General features: G+C 66.6%; 14 protein-coding genes. 9 read left to right on the top strand and 5 right to left on the bottom strand.

What is annotated here, in order from left to right; all coding sequences use genetic code 11:
• Nucleotides 1–13: 13 nt before the first annotated feature.
• Genes SF06_RS09565 through SF06_RS09550 form a run of 4 tightly spaced genes read right to left on the bottom strand, consistent with a single transcriptional unit; the run spans nt 14 to nt 4,367 of the window.
• Complete coding sequence (locus SF06_RS09565; RefSeq protein WP_027591774.1) at nt 14–286, bottom strand: oxidative damage protection protein; 273 nt, start codon at nt 284–286, stop codon at nt 14–16.
• The gene (gene mutY / locus SF06_RS09560; RefSeq protein ID WP_039561060.1) at nt 283–1,347 is read right to left on the bottom strand and encodes an A/G-specific adenine glycosylase; all 1,065 of its coding nucleotides are present in this window, start codon (nt 1,345–1,347) and stop codon (nt 283–285) included. Before mutY ends, SF06_RS09565 begins: the two co-directional genes overlap by 4 nt.
• A complete protein-coding gene (locus tag SF06_RS09555; RefSeq protein ID WP_027591772.1) occupies nt 1,344–3,548 on the bottom strand; it encodes an AsmA family protein in 2,205 nt (734 codons plus the stop codon). Before SF06_RS09555 ends, mutY begins: the two co-directional genes overlap by 4 nt.
• A 9-nt stretch (nt 3,549–3,557) precedes the next feature.
• Nucleotides 3,558–4,367 (bottom strand): ComFC family protein, encoded by an 810-nt coding sequence (locus SF06_RS09550; protein ID WP_139326693.1) that lies wholly within the window; start codon nt 4,365–4,367, stop codon nt 3,558–3,560.
• Between the two features lie 76 nt (nt 4,368–4,443).
• Here SF06_RS09550 and bioB point away from each other — a divergent pair, with 76 nt between their 5' ends.
• The 8 genes from bioB to SF06_RS09510 all read left to right on the top strand — a co-directional run bounded on the left by bioB (nt 4,444) and on the right by SF06_RS09510 (nt 14,204).
• Entirely contained in the window at nt 4,444–5,487 is a 1,044-nt protein-coding gene (gene bioB / locus SF06_RS09545; RefSeq protein WP_027591771.1) for a biotin synthase BioB, read from the top strand.
• A gap of 87 nt (nt 5,488–5,574) precedes the next feature.
• Nucleotides 5,575–6,741 (top strand): 8-amino-7-oxononanoate synthase, encoded by a 1,167-nt coding sequence (gene bioF, locus SF06_RS09540; protein WP_039561059.1) that lies wholly within the window; start codon nt 5,575–5,577, stop codon nt 6,739–6,741.
• A complete protein-coding gene (locus tag SF06_RS09535) occupies nt 6,734–7,441 on the top strand; it encodes an alpha/beta fold hydrolase (RefSeq protein ID WP_039561058.1) in 708 nt (235 codons plus the stop codon). The genes bioF and SF06_RS09535 overlap by 8 nt, the downstream gene beginning before the upstream one ends.
• On the top strand, nt 7,438–8,229 hold the full coding sequence (gene bioC, locus SF06_RS09530) for a malonyl-ACP O-methyltransferase BioC (protein ID WP_039561056.1): 792 nt from the start codon (nt 7,438–7,440) through the stop codon (nt 8,227–8,229). The genes SF06_RS09535 and bioC overlap by 4 nt, the downstream gene beginning before the upstream one ends.
• Nucleotides 8,229–8,915: a dethiobiotin synthase gene (gene bioD / locus SF06_RS09525; protein ID WP_039561053.1), complete on the top strand. Its 687-nt coding sequence runs from the start codon at nt 8,229–8,231 to the stop codon at nt 8,913–8,915. Before bioC ends, bioD begins: the two co-directional genes overlap by 1 nt.
• A 132-nt stretch (nt 8,916–9,047) precedes the next feature.
• Nucleotides 9,048–10,853, top strand: coding sequence for a phenylacyl-CoA dehydrogenase (locus SF06_RS09520; RefSeq protein ID WP_027591019.1), 1,806 nt, complete (start codon nt 9,048–9,050; stop codon nt 10,851–10,853).
• A 147-nt stretch (nt 10,854–11,000) separates the two neighbouring features.
• Nucleotides 11,001–12,308, top strand: coding sequence for a GGDEF domain-containing protein (locus tag SF06_RS09515; protein WP_039561052.1), 1,308 nt, complete (start codon nt 11,001–11,003; stop codon nt 12,306–12,308).
• A gap of 117 nt (nt 12,309–12,425) precedes the next feature.
• Nucleotides 12,426–14,204 carry an acyl-CoA dehydrogenase C-terminal domain-containing protein gene (locus SF06_RS09510; protein WP_039561050.1) on the top strand — a complete coding sequence of 593 codons (1,779 nt, stop codon included), beginning with the start codon at nt 12,426–12,428 and terminating at the stop codon, nt 14,202–14,204.
• An 81-nt stretch (nt 14,205–14,285) separates the two neighbouring features.
• On the opposite strand, the gene SF06_RS09505 is transcribed toward SF06_RS09510, so the two are convergent.
• On the bottom strand, nt 14,286–14,930 hold the full coding sequence (locus tag SF06_RS09505; protein WP_039561048.1) for an endonuclease: 645 nt from the start codon (nt 14,928–14,930) through the stop codon (nt 14,286–14,288).
• A gap of 585 nt (nt 14,931–15,515) precedes the next feature.
• Here SF06_RS09505 and SF06_RS09500 point away from each other — a divergent pair.
• On the top strand, nt 15,516–16,514 hold the full coding sequence (locus SF06_RS09500; protein ID WP_027591023.1) for a DctP family TRAP transporter solute-binding subunit: 999 nt from the start codon (nt 15,516–15,518) through the stop codon (nt 16,512–16,514).
• Nucleotides 16,515–16,529: the final 15 nt, after the last annotated feature.

Below are 16,529 nucleotides of genomic sequence, written 5' to 3'. Positions count from 1 at the left end.
AGCACTTGCCGGCTTACGGGCTCGGCGGCACGTAACCTTCGGCCTGGGCGTAATCCTCGCCGGCGAGGAATTTGTCCATCTCGGCCTGGATGAACTTGCGGTCATCGGCGTTCATCATGTTCAGCCGGCGCTCGTTGATCAGCATGGTCTGGTGCTTCTGCCATTCTTCCCAGGCTTTCCTGGACACGTTGTTGAAGATGTCCTCGCCCTTGGCGCCGGGATACGGCGGGCGATCCAGGCCGGGCAGGTCCTCGTTGTACTTGCGGCAGTGCACGGTACGGGTCATGGCAGTTCTCCAATCGAATCTTCAGCGACGCGCCTGAGCAGCTTCTTCACCGGGGCGGCCAGGCCCAGGCGCGGCGGGGCGGTCAGGTTATACCAGAGCCAGTCGCCCTCGGCCACGACGCTTACCCTGGGGCTGGCCGGCACCAGCCAGGGCTCGATGCTCAGCTGGAAGTGGCTGAAGGTGTGGGTGAAGGCCGGCAGCGCGCGGGGTTCGCCCAGCTGCAGGCCGTGGCGCTCGGCCAGCGCGTGCAGGTCGGGCAGCGCGTCCATTTCCGGCAGGCTCCACAGACCGCCCCACAGCCCGGTGGACGGGCGTCGGTAGAGCAGCACGTTGCCTTGTGTGTCGGTGAGCAGCGGCATCAGCGTGCGCTTTTGCGGCAGTGCCTTGCGTGGCTTGGGTTCGGGGTAGGCGGTTTCGCGGCCCAGCAGGTGTGCGCGACAGCCGTTGCGCAACGGGCAGATCAGGCAACTGGGCTTGCTGCGCGTGCACAGGGTGGCGCCCAGGTCCATCATCGCCTGGGTGTAATGGTTGCAGCGCTCGTGCGGCATCAGGCGTTCGGCGGCGGCCCACAGCTGGCGGGCCACCTGCGGTTCGCCGGGGTAGCCGTCCTGCGCCAGGTAGCGGGCCAACACGCGCTTGACGTTGCCGTCGAGGATCGGTGCACGCAGGCCCATGCTCAGGCTGGCGATGGCGCCGGCGGTGGAGCGGCCGATGCCGGGCAGCTCGCAGAGCTGCTCCACGTCGCGGGGAAACTCGCCACCATGCCGCGCCACGACGATCTGCGCCGCCTTGTGCAGGTTGCGCGCGCGGCTGTAGTAGCCGAGCCCGGTCCACAGGTGCAGTACCTCGTCCTCGGGCGCGGCCGCCAGGGCCTGCACGGTCGGCAGGGCCGCCATGAAGCGGTCGAAGTAGCCGAGCACGGTGGCGACCTGGGTCTGCTGCAGCATGATCTCCGAGACCCACACCCGGTACGGGGTGATGCCCTGTTGCCAGGGCAGGTCCTTGCGGCCGTGCTGGTCATACCACGCCAGCACGGCCGGACCGAACTGCGGATCGGTCATCGCTTGAACAGGCCCTTGAGGGCGTCCTTGAGTTCCGGGCTGACCTTGTCGCCAAGCTTCTCGTCGAGCTTCTCGGTGAGCTTCTCGCCGGCCAGCTTGGCGGTGATCTTGCCCAGGCCGTCCTGGTCGATGCGGCAGGTCTTGGCGCCCAGCTCCAGCGGGCCACGGCAGCGCAGCGGCCATTCCAGGCCAACGTAGCGCTCGTTGACCTGGCAGGCCGGGTCGGGCATGGCGCGCTTGTCGCCTTCGATGATGATGCCGATCAGGTAGTCCAGGCCGAGCACGCGCAGGTCCAGGGTGCCGTTGCCGTTGACCGTCAGGCCGGGAACGCTGGCCTTGAAGTCCGGGTTGCGCGCCACGCCGTTGGTGATCTGCAGGCTGCCGCGCAGCGCCTCGAAGGGCGTGTCCTTGGTGGAGGTGCGGGTCAGCGACTTGCGGTTGAGGGTGGCCACCGCGCGGCACAGGTAATGCTCCAGATCGGCGCCGACCAGCAGGCCGTCGCTGAGCAGGAAGTTGGCCTTGCCGTTCAGGTTGTCCACCCAGGTCTTCTGGCTGTTGCCTCGGGTGGTCAGCGTAGCCGTCAGGTCGAGCAGGCCCTGCACCGGGGATTCCTGCTTTTCCAGCTTGACGAATTTCTCGATCGGCAGCTTGCCGAGCTGCGCTTCGATGCTCAGCTGCGGCAGCGCCTGCCGCACGTCGACCTTGCCGTTGGCCTCGAAGCGCGCGTCGTAGACGTTGCCGCGCAGGGTCTGCAGGGCGAGCAGGCCCTCGCGGCTCTGGGCGTTCAGGTCCAGGTTGGTGAAGGGGTGGTCATCGAACAGCAGCTCGTCGAAGCCGACCGTGGCCTGCACATCCAGCAGGCGCAGGGCGTCCATCGGCAGCACCGGGGCGTCGCTCCAGGCATGCCGGGTCGGGGCGGCCGGCAGCGGCGAGTCGCCGGCCGAGGCGGCCTGGGCGGTTTCCTGTACTTCGCTCTGGCGCGCGGCGCTGGCGCTGTCGGTGGCCTTGGGCGGCAGGTAGCGGCTGATATCCAGGCGGTCGCCCTTGAGCTGCAGGCGCAGGGCCTGACGGGCGAAGTCCTCCACGGCGATTCGGCCGGTGAGGATGGTGTCGTCCACCTTCAGCGTGAGCTCTTCCAGCGCGAAGCTGGTCGGCGAGCCATTCAGGCGGGTGGCCATCTCCACACGGGACAGCGCGTTGGCGTCGGCCGTGGTCGGCAGCTCGCGGCCCAGGCCGGCGAGGAAGTCGCGCAGGTTGAAGCTGGCCACCGACAGGCCGCCGCTGATGCGCGGTTCGCGGTCCAGCTCGCGCACCTTGATGTCGCCCAGGCCGCGCAGCTGGTTGGCGGAGAATTTCAGTCCGGTCCATTCGGCGATCTGCGCATCCAGGTCGGCGAGCAGCTCGCCCTGGGCGCTGAAGTTCAGGGTCTTGCCGGCCAGGGGCTCGCCGGAGGCTTCACCGCTGAGGCGGAATTTCTCGAACTGGTAGCGCTTCTGGCCCAGGTCGAAGCGCAGCTCGCCGAGGATCTCGCTGCGCGCGCGCATCAGCGGCTGGTTGCTGCCGAAGAAGGCGGTGAGCTTCACCGGAATGGCGCTGCCTTCGCGGATGGCGCCGGTTTCCAGCTGGATGCTCTCGGCGCTGAACTGCTGGCCGGACTGGGCATCCTGGTAGGTGATGCGGGCGTCATTGACGGTGAGGCTGTCGATGTCCAGCTTGATGGGCATGCCGGAACGGGCGCCGGTGCTGTCCGCCTCGTTGCCGCGGGGCTCGGCGGCGGGTTCGGTCGCCGGTGCGCCGGCGGGCTTGCCGATGTTTTCCCAGTTGCCGCGTCCTTGTTCGTCGCGGCGCAGGATCAGCGCCAGGCCGTCGATGCGGATGTCGCTCATCTGCACTTCGCGGCGCAGCAACGGCAGCACGCGCACCGACAGGCCGAGCATGCGCAGGTCGGCAAACGGCTGCTCGGGCGTGGCGGCGCTGGCCAGGCTGGTCTGGTGCAGTTCCAGGCCGAGCCAGGGGAACAGGCTCCAGCCGATTTCCCCGTTGATGGCCAGCTCAAGATTGGCCTTGTCGCGGGCCAGCTGGCGAATCTCTTCCTTGTAGTCGTTGGGGTCGAAGAAGTGCGTGAGCGCGAACCCCAGGCCGATGACAAGCAGCAAGAGTCCGAGCAGTACCAGGCCCAGGATTTTGCCGAACGCTTTCATGGACAGTCCCTAAATGGCGGTTGGTCTGAATGGCGAAGGAGTATACGCATTTGCCGGCCCGGCAGCAGTCGGGACGCTGCTCTCGATGCTGTCGGGCTTCGGGGTCCGCGCCAGGCAATAGACATCCACCCGCGCCGCTCCGGCGGTGACCAGCAAGCGGGCCAGTGCCTCGCAGGTGGCGCCGGTGGTCAGTACGTCGTCCACCAGCGCCAGGTGGCGGCCGCGCACATCGGCCCTGGACGCAAGCTCGAAGGCGTGGCGCAGGTTGCGCCGGCGGGCGCGGGCGTCCAGCGTCTGCTGGGCATCGGTTTCGCGGGGGCGCAGCAGCCAGTGCTCCTGCACCGGCAGGCGCAGGGGGGTAGCCACCCAGCGGGCCAGCAGGGCCGCCTGGTTGAACCCGCGCTGCCGCTGGCGCCTGCGGGCCAACGGTACGGGCAGCAAGAGTTCGGGGCGGGGCAGGCCCTCCAGGTAGGCGTGGCGGAGGTGGCGGGCGAGCAGTTCGCCCAACAGCCGGCCGAGCGGCCAGCGGGCCTGGTGCTTGAAGCGGGTGATCAGGCTGTCGAGGGGGAACGCGTAGCGCCAGGGGGTCTCGACCCGGCTGAAGCTCGGCGCCTGCTTCAGGCATTCGCCACACAGCAGGTTGGCATCGCTCAGGGGCAGCGCGCAGATCCGGCAGGCCGCCGACAGCCACGGCAGCTCGCGTTCGCAGGGGATGCACAGCGCCTGCGGGCCGTCGGCGCGCTCGTCGCACAGCAGGCAGGATTGCTTGCTGGTCAGCCAGTTGTAAACCAGTTTCCTTGAGTTCGGTTGACAGCTCATGGCGCCTTCCCTAGCGTATGCCGCACCGTGTCGCGCCAACTCTAGCAGGCGCCATAACCACAAAAGGGAAGCCCCGATGAGTGCCACCGTCCGTCACGACTGGACCCTCGACGAAGTGCGCGCGCTGTTCGCGCAGCCGTTCAATGACCTGCTGTTCCAGGCGCAGCAGGTGCATCGCCAGCACTTCGATGCCAACCGGGTGCAGGTCTCGACCCTGCTCTCCATCAAGACCGGCGCCTGCCCGGAAGACTGCAAGTACTGCCCGCAGTCCGGTCACTACAACACCGGTCTGGACAAGGAAAAGCTGATGGAGGTGCAGAAGGTGCTGGAGGCGGCGGCCGAGGCCAAGGCCATCGGCTCGACGCGCTTCTGCATGGGTGCCGCCTGGAAGCACCCTTCGGCCAAGGACATGCCGTACGTGCTGAAGATGGTCGAGGGCGTGAAGGCCATGGGGCTGGAAACCTGCATGACCCTCGGCCGGCTCGATCAGGAGCAGACCCGGGCGCTGGCCGCCGCCGGCCTGGACTACTACAACCACAACCTGGATACCTCGCCGGAGTTCTACGGCAACATCATCACCACCCGCACCTATGCCGAGCGCCTGCAGACCCTGGCGTATGTGCGCGAGGCGGGGATGAAGATCTGCTCGGGCGGCATCCTCGGCATGGGCGAGTCGCTGGACGACCGCGCCGGCCTGCTGATCCAGCTGGCCAATCTGCCGGAGCATCCGGAAAGCGTGCCGATCAACATGCTGGTCAAGGTCCAGGGCACGCCGCTGGCCGAAGAGCAGGACGTCGATCCCTTCGACTTCATCCGCATGCTGGCCGTGGCGCGCATCATGATGCCCAAATCCCACGTGCGCCTGTCCGCCGGTCGTGAGCAGATGAACGAGCAAATGCAGGCCCTGGCCTTCCTGGCCGGCGCCAACTCGATCTTTTACGGCGAGAAGCTGCTGACCACCGCCAATCCTCAGGCCGACAAGGACATGCAGCTGTTCCAGCGCCTGGGCATCCAGCCGGAGGCCCGCGAGGAGCACGCCGACGAAGTGCACCAGGCAGCCATCGAGCAGGCGCTGGTGGAGCAGCGCGATTCCAGGCTGTTCTACAACGCGGCCGTTTGATGATTGGTGGTCCGGGCGTGCAGGGTGGCCAACGCGAGGCGTTGACCACCATACACAGGCCCAACGCTTCGGTTTTCGGGGTTGCCCATGAGTTTCGATCTCGCTTCGCGTCTTGCCTCCCGCCATGCCGAGGATCTGTATCGCCTTCGCCCGCTGCTCGACAGCCCCCAGGGCCCTGAGGTGGTGGTGGACGGTCAGCGCCTGCTGGCCTTCTGTTCCAACGACTATCTGGGGCTGGCCAGCCACCCCGAAGTGATCCGCGCGCTGCGCGAAGGCGCGGAGCGCTGGGGCGTGGGTGGCGGCGCTTCGCACCTGGTGATCGGCCACAGCGCGCCGCACCACCAGCTGGAGGAGGCGCTGGCCGCGTTCACCCGCCGGCCGCGCGCGCTGCTGTTTTCCACAGGCTACATGGCCAACCTGGCGGTGGTGACGGCGCTGATCGGGCGCGGCGACACGGTGCTGCAGGATCGCCTTAACCACGCCTCGCTGCTGGATGCCGGGCTGCTCAGCGGGGCGCGCTTCTCCCGCTACCTGCACAACGACACGGTCAGCCTGGCCGCGCGCCTGGACAAGGCCGAGGGCGACACCCTGGTGGTCAGCGACGGCGTGTTCAGCATGGACGGCGACCTCGCCGACCTGCCGGGCCTGAGCGCCGCCGCGCGGGCCCGCGGCGCCTGGCTGATGGTCGATGATGCCCATGGCTTCGGCGTGCTCGGCGCCGGGGGCGGGGGTTGCGTGGAACACTTCGCGCTGGGCCTGGAGGAGGTGCCGGTGCTGGTCGGTACGCTGGGCAAGGCCTTCGGCACCGCTGGCGCATTCGTGGCCGGCAGCGAGGAACTGATCGAGACGCTGATCCAGTTCGCCCGGCCCTATATCTACACCACCAGCCAGCCCCCGGCCGTGGCCTGCGCGACCCTGAAAAGCCTGCAGCTGCTGCGGGAGGAAGGCTGGCGCCGTCAGCACCTGCGCAACCTGATCGTCCGGTTCAGACGTGGCGCGCAGGAACTGGGATTGACCCTGATGGACAGCCCGACACCGATCCAGCCGCTGCTGGTCGGCGACAGCGGGCGGGCCATGCGCCTGTCGGCGCGGCTGCGGGAGCGGGGGCTGCTGGTCGGCGCCATCCGTCCGCCGACGGTGCCGGCCGGCACGGCGCGGCTGCGCATCACCCTGACGGCGGCGCACGACGAGGCACAGGTGGATCGCCTGCTGGACGGGCTGGCGCTGGCCTGGCGGGAGCTGGGCGATGACTGAACGACTGGTGCTGCTGCCCGGCTGGTCCTGTCCCGCCGCAGTGCTGCGGCCATTGGCCGACGCGCTGCGCCGCGAAACGCTGCGCGTGGAGCTGGCCGAACTGCCCGTGCTGGACGATCCGCAGGGTTGGCTGGACGAGCTGGATGCGCGCCTGCCCGGCGACTGCTGGCTCGGTGGCTGGTCGCTGGGCGGCATGCTGGCTACTGCGCTGGCGGCGCGGCGCGCAAAGGCCTGTCGTGGTCTGATCACCCTGGCCAGCAATGCCTGCTTCGTGCAGCGCGACGACTGGCCGGCCGCCATGCCGGCGGCACAGTTCGCCGATTTCCGCGAAGGCTTGGTTGCTGCGCCGGCCGCTACGCTCAAACGCTTCGATCTGCTTGCGGTGCGCGATGCCGACGAGCCCCGTGCGCTGGTCCGCCGCCTGGCGGTTCGCGCCGAGGCGCCGGCCGGCCTGCTGGCCGGACTGGATTGCCTGGCCTCGCTCGATCTTCGGCCCGCGTTGGGTGAATGGCGGGGGCCACGCTTGCATCTGTTCGGCGACCGCGACGCCCTGGTCCCCGTGCAGGCGGCGCAGGCGCTGCGCGAGCAGTATCCCGACTCGTCCGTCGCACAGCTGGACGCCAGTCATGCTCTGCCGCTCAGCCATGCCGATCAGGCGGCGGCGGCGATCCTCTCCTTTATAAAGGAAGCCTCCCGATGAACGCGCAGCATACGTTGCCCGACAAGGGCCTGGTCGCGGCCTCCTTCTCCCGCGCGGCCAGCAGCTATGACGCGGTGGCCGGGTTGCAGCGCCAGGTCGGCCGGCAGTTGCTGGACCTGCTGCCAGCCAGCCTGGCGCCGGAGCGCTGGCTCGACCTGGGTTGCGGCACCGGGCACTTCGCCCGTCAGTTGGCCGCGCGCTATCCGCAGGCCGACGGACTGGCGCTGGACATTGCCGAGGGCATGTTGCGCCACGCCCGGCCGCTGGGGGGCGCGCGGCATTTCCTGGCCGGCGATGCCGAGGCGCTGCCCCTGCGTGACGCCAGCTGCGAGCTGATCTTCTCCAGCCTGGCGCTGCAGTGGTGCGCGGACCTGTCGGCGGTGCTCGGTGAGGCGCGGCGTGTGCTGCGCCCGGGTGGGGTGCTGGCCTTCTCCAGTCTCGTCGAAGGCACGCTGGGCGAACTGCGCGAGAGCTGGCGGCAGGTGGATGAGCGGGTGCATGTCAATCGCTTCCGACATTTTGCGGACTACCAGGTGCTGTGCGCCGGCAGTGGCCTGCGTGTGGTGCACCTGGAGCAGCGCCCGTTGGTGCTGCATTTCGCCGATCTGTTCTCGCTGACCCACGAACTCAAGGCGCTCGGCGCGCAGAACCTCAATCAGGGCCGGTCGACGGGGCTCACCGGGCGGGCGCGTCTGCGCGCATTGGCCGAGGCCTACGAGCGCTTCCGTCAGCCGCAGGGACTGCCGGCCACCTACCAGGTGATTCATGCCGTGCTGGAGAAGTGCTGATGGGCCACGCCTTCTTCGTTACCGGCACCGACACCGACATCGGCAAGACCACGGTTGCTGCTGGCCTGCTGCACGTCGCGCGCCGGCAGGGCCTGAGCACGGCGGCCGCCAAGCCGCTGGCCTCCGGCTGCCAGGCGAGCGCGGAAGGGCTGCGCAACGCCGACGCCCTGACACTGCAGGCCGAGTGCGATCCGCCGCTGCCCTATGCACTGATCAATCCCTACGCCTTCGAGCCGGCCATCGCGCCCCATGTGGCCGCGCGCGAGGCGGGCGTGGACCTGGACGTTACGCAGCTGGCCGCCGCCGTGCAGCGGGTGCTGGCGCACGGCGCAGACTTCACCCTGGTGGAAGGCGCCGGTGGCTGGCGCGTGCCGCTGTCCGGCGAGGTCTACCTGTCCGATCTCGCTGTGACGCTGGGGCTGCCGGTGATTCTGGTAGTGGGAATGCGCCTGGGATGCCTCAATCACGCGCTGTTGACGGCCCAGGCCATTCGGGCGGATGGTCTGCATCTGGCAGGCTGGGTGGCCAATCAGGTCGACCCGCACATGCCGCGTCAGGCCGAAAACCTGCAGGACCTGCGGGCGCGCCTGGATGCGCCGTGCCTTGGATGGGTGCCGCACCTGGCGCCTGCCGACGCCGCGCAGGTGGCGCAACACCTGCGATTGGAGGGGTTGGTGGAGCGCTGAGCGAACATTGGTCCTTGTGGGAGCAGGCTTGACAAGCCAGGGAGCTAAACGTAAGTTTCAAACAACTGTTTGAGCGTGCGTGGTTGTGTCGCAGCTCGCCACCCCAAAGACCTACTGCAGAGGTTTACCGCAATGCCCGACTACAAGGCCCCCTTGCGTGATATCCGTTTCGTTCGCGACGAGCTGCTCGGCTACGAAGCCCACTACCAGAGCCTGCCCGGTTGCGAAGATGCGACCCCGGATATGGTCAACGCCATTCTCGAGGAAGGCGCCAAGTTCTGTGAGCAGGTCATCGCTCCGCTGAACCGCGTCGGTGACCAGGAAGGCTGCAAGTGGTCGCCCGAAGGCGTGACCACGCCCACCGGTTTCAAGGAAGCCTACCAGCAGTTCGTCGAAGGTGGCTGGCCTAGCCTGGCCCATGACGTCGAGCACGGCGGTCAGGGTCTGCCGGAATCCCTTGGCATGGCGGTCAGCGAAATGATCGGCGAGGCCAACTGGTCCTGGGGCATGTACCCGGGCCTGTCCCATGGCGCCATGAACACCCTGAGCGCCCATGGCACCCCCGAGCAGCAGCACACCTACCTGACAAAGCTGGTGTCCGGCCAGTGGACCGGCACCATGTGCCTGACCGAGCCGCATTGCGGCACCGACCTGGGCATCCTGCGCACCAAGGCCGAGCCCCAGGCCGACGGCACCTACAAGGTGACCGGCACCAAGATCTTCATCTCCGCAGGCGACCACGACATGGCCGAGAACATCGTCCACATCGTGCTGGCCCGCCTGCCCGATGCCCCCGCGGGCACCAAGGGTATCTCGCTGTTCATCGTGCCGAAGTTCCTGCCTAACGCCGAAGGCGAGGTGGGCGAACGCAACGCCGTGTCCTGTGGCTCGCTGGAGCACAAGATGGGCATCCACGGCAACGCCACCTGCGTGATGAACTTCGACGGCGCCACCGGCTTCCTGATCGGCCCGCCGAACAAGGGCCTGAACTGCATGTTCACCTTCATGAACACTGCGCGCCTGGGTACCGCCCTGCAGGGTATCGCCCACGCCGAGATCGGCTTCCAGGGCGGCATCGCCTATGCCCGCGAGCGTCTGCAGATGCGCGCGCTGACCGGTCCGAAGGCGCCGGAGAAGGCCGCCGACCCGATCATCGTGCATCCGGACGTGCGCCGCATGCTGCTGACCATGAAGGCGTTCGCCGAAGGCAACCGTGCAATGCTGTACTTCGCCGCCAAGCAGGTCGACATCGTGCAGCGCAGCCAGGACGAGGAGCAGCGCAAGGCCGCCGACTCCCTGCTGGCCTTCCTGACCCCGATCGCCAAGGCGTTCATGACCGAAACCGGTTTCGAAGCAGCCAACCATGGCGTGCAGATCTACGGTGGCCACGGCTTCATCGCCGAGCACGGCATGGAGCAGAACGTGCGCGACAGCCGGATCTCCTGCCTGTACGAAGGCACCACCGGTGTCCAGGCCCTCGACCTGCTGGGTCGCAAGGTGCTGATGACCCAGGGCGAAGCGCTGAAGGGCTTCACCAAGATCGTCCACAAGTTCTGCCAGGCCAACGAAGGCAACGACGCCATCAAGCACCTGGTCGGCCCGCTGGCGCAGATCAACAAGGAGTGGGGCGAGATCACCATGAAGGTCGGCATGGCCGCCATGAAGGATCGCGAGGAAGTCGGCGCCGCGTCGGTGGACTACGTCATGTACTCAGGCTACGCCTGCCTGGCTTACTTCTGGGCCGACATGGCTCGCGTGGCCGCCGAGAAGCTGGCCGCCGGCACCGACGAGGAAGGCTTCTACAAGGCGAAGCTGCAGACCGCGCGCTTCTACTTCGAGCGCATCCTGCCGCGTACCCGCGCGCTGGTGGCCACCATGCTGTCCGGGGCCAACAACCTGATGGAGATGGCTGACGAGGACTTCGCACTGGGCTACTGATCGCTCAGCGCGTGACCCTTGTGACTGAAGCCGCCGGGCCTGTGCCCGGCGGCTTTTTTCTGGCGCCGGAAAAAATGACAGACTGGCCACCAGTGAAAAAAAGCCATCATAATGGCAGCTATTTTTCTGGGTCTTTGCGAGGCCGTTTTGCCGAACTTCTCTGCCTATCGGGCAAGTCATTTCCTGCCATCCGTGCTGATCATTCTGGCTGGCGTGGCGCTGGGCTTCTGGCTGGAGGGGGAGGGTTTTCTCACCGTTCTGCTGGAAGTCCTGCCCACGTTGCTGGCGGTGCTCGGCGGCGCGCTGTGCCTGTTCTACGGGCGTATGCGCCAGGCCATGCTGCTGGTGGTGGTCTATCTGGCCTATCTGGCGCTGAATGGGGAAGTCGAGCACTTTCGCGAGCACCGGGCGGTCAGCGACTACACCAAGGCCCAGCTGGCCTTCCACCTGACCAGCCTGCTGTTGCCGTTGCTCTATGGCCTGTATGGCGTGTGGTCCGAACGCGCGCAGCTGCTGCAGGACCTGGTCGCACGCAGTGCCGTGCTGCTGGCGCTGCTCGGCGTGGCCGGCGGCATGGCGCTGCGCTACCCCGATCCGCTGTTGCAGTGGCTGAGCCTGGTGCACTGGCCCGCGCTGCACGCCCAGTGGATGAAAATGGTGCAGTTGGCCTATCCGCTCTTCGCGCTGGCCTTTGTCGGTCTGCTCATCCAGTACCTGCGTCAACCGCGTGTGCTGCATGCGGCCCAGCTGGTGGGCGTGCTAGGCCTGTTCTGGATGGTGCCGGAGATCTATGTGCGACCTTACGCACTGGCCGCCATGAGCAGCATGGTGCTGCTGGCGCTGGTGGTGGCGGTGGCCCACGAGGCCTACCAGATGGCCTTCCTGGACGAGCTCACCGGGCTGCCGGGCCGACGGGCGCTGAATGAGCGCCTGGGTCGGCTGGGCCGCAATTACGTGATCGCCATGACCGACGTCGATCACTTCAAGAAATTCAACGATACCTACGGCCATGACGTGGGTGACGATGTGCTGCGCATGGTGGCCAGCCAGCTGCGCAAGGTAACCGGCGGCGGTACCGCCTACCGGTACGGTGGCGAGGAGTTCACCGTGCTCTTTCCGGGCAAGAGCCTGGCGCACTGCCTGCCACACCTTGAGGTGCTGCGCCGCAACATCGAAAACTACCAGATGGCGCTGCGCGACAAGCAGAACCGCCCGGAGGATCCGGCAAAGGGCCGCCAGCAACGGGGCAGGGCAAGCAAGAGTCCGTTCGTCTCGGTCACCATCAGCATCGGCGTCGCCGAACGCGATACGGAGCGCCGCGAGCCGGAGGAGGTGATCAAGGCGGCGGACGAAGCGCTCTACAAGGCCAAGGGCGCCGGACGCAACTGTGTGGTCTCCTACGAACAGAAACCGGCGCGCGCCACGCGCGGTCGCAAGACGGCGGCGCGCTCTTGAGTGACTGAGGTTGACTTGATGGTCACCAACTGACGCTACATGTCTTTAGAGTTGTTCGGCTAGACTCGCGTTTTCTTCGTTCCCGGCCTTTGCGGTCATCGTTGAATCGAGGTTTACATGGCTGATTACCAAGCGCCCCTGCGTGACATGCGTTTCGTCCTCAATGAGGTTTTCGACGTTGCCAACCTGTGGAGTGAACTGCCCGGCCTGGCCGAGGTGATCGATGGCGAGACCGCCATCGCCGTGCTGGAAGAAGCCGGCAAGGTGATCGCGGGCAGCATCGCGCCACTGAACCGCAGCGGTGACGAAGAAGGCTGCACCTGGAACGAAGGCGCCGTGAAGACGCCCGCCGGCTTCATCGACGCCTACAAAACCTATGCCGAGGGCGGCTGGGTCGGCGTGGGTGGCGATCCGGCGTTCGGCGGCATGGGGATGCCGAAGGTGATCGGCGCCCAGGTCGAGGAAATGGTCAACTCCGCCAACCTGTCCTTCGGCCTGTACCCGATGCTTACCGCCGGCGCCTGCCTGGCGCTCAATTCCCACGCCAGCGAAGAGCTGAAGCAGACCTACCTGCCGAACATGTACGCCGGCGTATGGGCGGGTTCCATGTGCCTGACCGAGCCGCACGCCGGCACCGACCTGGGCCTGATCCGCACCAAGGCCGAGCCGCAGGCCGACGGCAGCTACAAGGTCACCGGCACCAAGATCTTCATCACCGGCGGCGAACACGACCTGACCGAGAACATCATCCACCTGGTGCTGGCCAAGCTGCCGGATGCGCCGGCCGGCTCCAAGGGCATCTCGCTGTTCCTGGTGCCCAAGGTGATGGTCAACGCCGATGGCAGCCTGGGTGCGCGCAACAGCGTCAGCTGCGGCTCCATCGAGCACAAGATGGGCATCAAGGCCTCGGCCACCTGCGTGATGAACTTCGATGGCGCCACCGGCTGGCTGGTCGGCGAGGTCAACAAGGGCCTGGCGGCGATGTTCACCATGATGAACTACGAGCGCCTGGGCGTCGGTATCCAGGGCCTGGCGCTGGGTGAGCGCTCCTACCAGAGCGCCGTGGAGTATGCCCGCGAGCGCCTGCAGAGCCGCGCGGCCACTGGCCCGGCGGCGCAGGACAAGGCCGCTGACCCGATCATTGTGCATCCGGACGTGCGCCGCATGCTGCTGACCATGAAGGCATTGAACGAAGGTGGCCGCGCCTTCTCCAGCTACGTGGCTGTGCAGCTGGACATCGCCAAGTACAGCGAAGACCCGACGGCTCGCAAGCGTGCCGAGGATCTGGTCGCGCTGCTGACACCGGTGGCCAAGGCGTTCCTCACCGACATGGGCCTGGAAACCACCGTGCATGGCCAGCAGATCTTCGGTGGCCATGGTTTCATCCGTGAATGGGGCCAGGAGCAACTGGTGCGCGACTGCCGCATCACCCAGATCTACGAAGGCACCAACGGCATCCAGTCGCTCGATCTGGTGGGCCGCAAGGTGGTGGGCAACGGCGGCATCTTCTATGCGCTGTTCGCAGACGAGATCAAGGCATTCATCGCTGGGGCCGATGCCTCGCTGGGCGAGTTCACCGCGCCGCTGAAGGTCGCCGTCCATCAGCTCGATGAATTGACCGCCTGGGTGCTGGATCGCGCCAAGTCCAATCCCAACGAGATCGGCGCCGCGTCGGTTGAATACCTGCAGGCCTTCGGCTACGTCGCCTACGGCTACATGTGGGCGCTGATGGCCAAGGCCGCGCTGGGCAAGGAAGGTGAAGAGAGCTTCTACGCCAGCAAGCTGGGCACCGCGCGCTTCTTCTTCGCACGCCTGCTGCCGCGCGTGCAGTCGCTGAGCGCGGCGGTACGTGCCGGCAGCGAGCCACTCTACCTGCTCGACGCCGAGCAGTTCTGAGCTGGCGGCAAAGGCTGAATGAAAATGCCCGTATCGTGAGATACGGGCATTTTTGTTTGCCCCCGTAGGTAACCGTGGGACTCAGGGCTTGGCCAATCGCTCGGCCTGTGCGGGGTCGTCGATGAACCGATTGCGGGTGCCTTGCAGCATGGCGATGCGGTCATTGCGGATGCGTTCTGTCTGGTCGGCGGGATCTTCCCGGTGCCAGCGCTGCAGCACATCCAGCGCCAGCGGCAGAGGCAGATCGTACTCGGCATGCATGTGGAAGAGTGCGCGCGCCACATTGCCCTTGGCCGAGGCGGGCGGTTCGAGCAGCTTGAAGCCTGTGCGCAACCCGCATTCGCCGGGCGGTCCATCGCTGGTGACCTCGCCGAAGCGGTCATTGCGCCGATGCTCCTCCAGCCGCGCCTCGTTCGGGTAGAGGTTGTGCAGGTCGCCGACCATGTTCAGGTAGCGCGGCGTCTGCACCGCGCACTGGTTGGTGGTGGTGCAGCGCAGGGCCTGGCGGATTTCGCGTACACCGTAGATGGCGCTGATGGCCAGGCCCTCGTTGCGGGCGAACGTCTGGCCGCAGAACAGGGTTTCGCCGCCACTGGCATAGAGCTCGGCCCAGAAGGCCTGCTCGGCCTCATCCTGGCCGTGATAGCGGGTCTGTATGGCCGCCACCTGGCCGTAGGCAGGCAAGCCTGTGGCGATTACCAGCAGGGACAGAACGAGGTTGCGCATGTGTCGACCCTTTGATCCTCTTGGTGGGGATCTGTTGTTGTTATGGGGTGTCTCGATTCTGCGCCCCTGTAACGTCGCTGCCCATTGGTAAAGACGGACGCTGCCGTAGGAAAAGGCTTACAAAGTCTGCCGGCATTTGGCGCTGTCGTCCTCGGCTGCGCCTGCGTAGTCTTGCCACCAACGGAAAGCGCGCAGGAAGCGCCAAGAACAAAAAAGGAATTTCCGGACCCCCAGGATGGCGGGTCGAACATGGATGTAAGGATTCAATCTGCAAGCCCCGCGATGCGGGGTTTTCTTTTTTGTGCCATCTGCAGACTCGCCCAGCGCTTTGTGCACTGTGCGTCCCTCTCCCGAAGCGTAGAAATTGCCGGTGGCTTCTGCGATAGTTAGCCGCCTAAGCGCATCCGCTGACCCTGTCGCGAGCCCAAAAAGCCCCAGCGACGCCCCAACGCCTTGTGCGTTACCTTCCCAAGCGTCTACCCGGCGCGCCCAGACGACCTATCCGGTTGTCATCGGATCTGCCATGCCTCTGTAGGCAATGGCTGTTCGCATTCCAACAAAGATCACGATCCCAAGGACGCTCCCATGAAGCTCAGCCGTTGTTTTACGGCGCTGGCCGCTGCCGCCGCGCTGACCGCCGCCTTTAGTGCGCACGCTCGCGAATACTCCGTTTCAACCGTATTGTCCGATGCCTTCCCCTGGGGCCAGGCGGCCAGCAAGTGGGCCGAACTGGTCAAGGAACGCTCCGAAGGCCGCATCACCCTGCGCGTGTATGACAACGCCCAACTGGTCGCCGGCGACCAGACCAAGGAATTTTCCGCCATGCGCTCCGGCCTGATCGACATGGCTGTCGGCTCGACCATCAACTGGTCGCCCCAGGTGCCGGAGCTGAACCTGTTCTCGCTGCCGTTCCTGGTGGCCGACACCGCCGATACCGACGCCATCACCCAGGGTGCGGCAGGCGAGACCGTGTTCAAGGCCATCGAGAAGCGCGGCGTGGTGCCGCTGGCCTGGGGCGAGAACGGTTTCCGTGAACTCTCCAACTCCAAGAAGCCGATCCGCAGCCCGGAGGACCTCAAGGGCATGAAGATCCGTGTGGTCGGCTCGCCGCTGTTCCAGGACACCTTCAGCATCCTGGGCGCCAACCCGACGCAGATGAGCTGGGCCGACGCCAAGCCGGCGCTCACCACCGGCGCCGTGGACGGTCAGGAAAACCCGCTGTCGGTGTTTGACGTGGCGCGCATCGACCAGGTTGACCAGAAGTACCTGACCCTGTGGGGCTACATGGCCGATCCGCTGATCTTTGCGGTCAGCCCGAGTGTCTGGAAGAGCTTCTCCGCCGAGGACCAGGCACTGCTCAAGCAAGCCGCCATCGATGCCGGCAAGTGGGAGATCGAGAAGTCCCGTGCCGAGGAAGCTCAGCGTCTGGCCGCCATCCGTGAGCGCGGCGTACAGGTGATCGAGCTGAGCGCCACCGAGCGTCAGGCGTTCGTCGAAGCCACCGCGCCCCTGTATGCCAAGTGGGAGAAGCGCATCGGCGCCGACCTGCTCAAGGCCGCCCGCGACGCCGTCGCCGGTAACTGAGTAGCGAAGGCGCCC

The organism is Pseudomonas flexibilis, from assembly GCF_000802425.1.
GTDB classification, from domain to species: Bacteria; Pseudomonadota; Gammaproteobacteria; order Pseudomonadales; family Pseudomonadaceae; genus Serpens; species Serpens flexibilis.
Note: the sequence above shows the minus strand (reverse complement) of the source record. Positions and strands in the feature narration are given on the sequence as shown.

Excerpts from the sequence above, each read along its gene's own strand:
- bioB (WP_027591771.1), top strand. The coding sequence starts at position 4,444 with ATGAGTGCCACCGTCCGTCACGACTGGACCCTCGACGAAGTGCGCGCG.
- SF06_RS09555 (WP_027591772.1), bottom strand. The coding sequence starts at position 3,548 with ATGAAAGCGTTCGGCAAAATCCTGGGCCTGGTACTGCTCGGACTCTTG.
- mutY (WP_039561060.1), bottom strand. The coding sequence starts at position 1,347 with ATGACCGATCCGCAGTTCGGTCCGGCCGTGCTGGCGTGGTATGACCAG.
- SF06_RS09565 (WP_027591774.1), bottom strand. The coding sequence starts at position 286 with ATGACCCGTACCGTGCACTGCCGCAAGTACAACGAGGACCTGCCCGGC.
- bioC (WP_039561056.1), top strand. The coding sequence starts at position 7,438 with ATGAACGCGCAGCATACGTTGCCCGACAAGGGCCTGGTCGCGGCCTCC.
- SF06_RS09535 (WP_039561058.1), top strand. The coding sequence starts at position 6,734 with ATGACTGAACGACTGGTGCTGCTGCCCGGCTGGTCCTGTCCCGCCGCA.
- bioF (WP_039561059.1), top strand. The coding sequence starts at position 5,575 with ATGAGTTTCGATCTCGCTTCGCGTCTTGCCTCCCGCCATGCCGAGGAT.
- SF06_RS09550 (WP_139326693.1), bottom strand. The coding sequence starts at position 4,367 with ATGAGCTGTCAACCGAACTCAAGGAAACTGGTTTACAACTGGCTGACC.
- SF06_RS09520 (WP_027591019.1), top strand. The coding sequence starts at position 9,048 with ATGCCCGACTACAAGGCCCCCTTGCGTGATATCCGTTTCGTTCGCGAC.
- bioD (WP_039561053.1), top strand. The coding sequence starts at position 8,229 with ATGGGCCACGCCTTCTTCGTTACCGGCACCGACACCGACATCGGCAAG.
- SF06_RS09510 (WP_039561050.1), top strand. The coding sequence starts at position 12,426 with ATGGCTGATTACCAAGCGCCCCTGCGTGACATGCGTTTCGTCCTCAAT.
- SF06_RS09500 (WP_027591023.1), top strand. The coding sequence starts at position 15,516 with ATGAAGCTCAGCCGTTGTTTTACGGCGCTGGCCGCTGCCGCCGCGCTG.
- SF06_RS09505 (WP_039561048.1), bottom strand. The coding sequence starts at position 14,930 with ATGCGCAACCTCGTTCTGTCCCTGCTGGTAATCGCCACAGGCTTGCCT.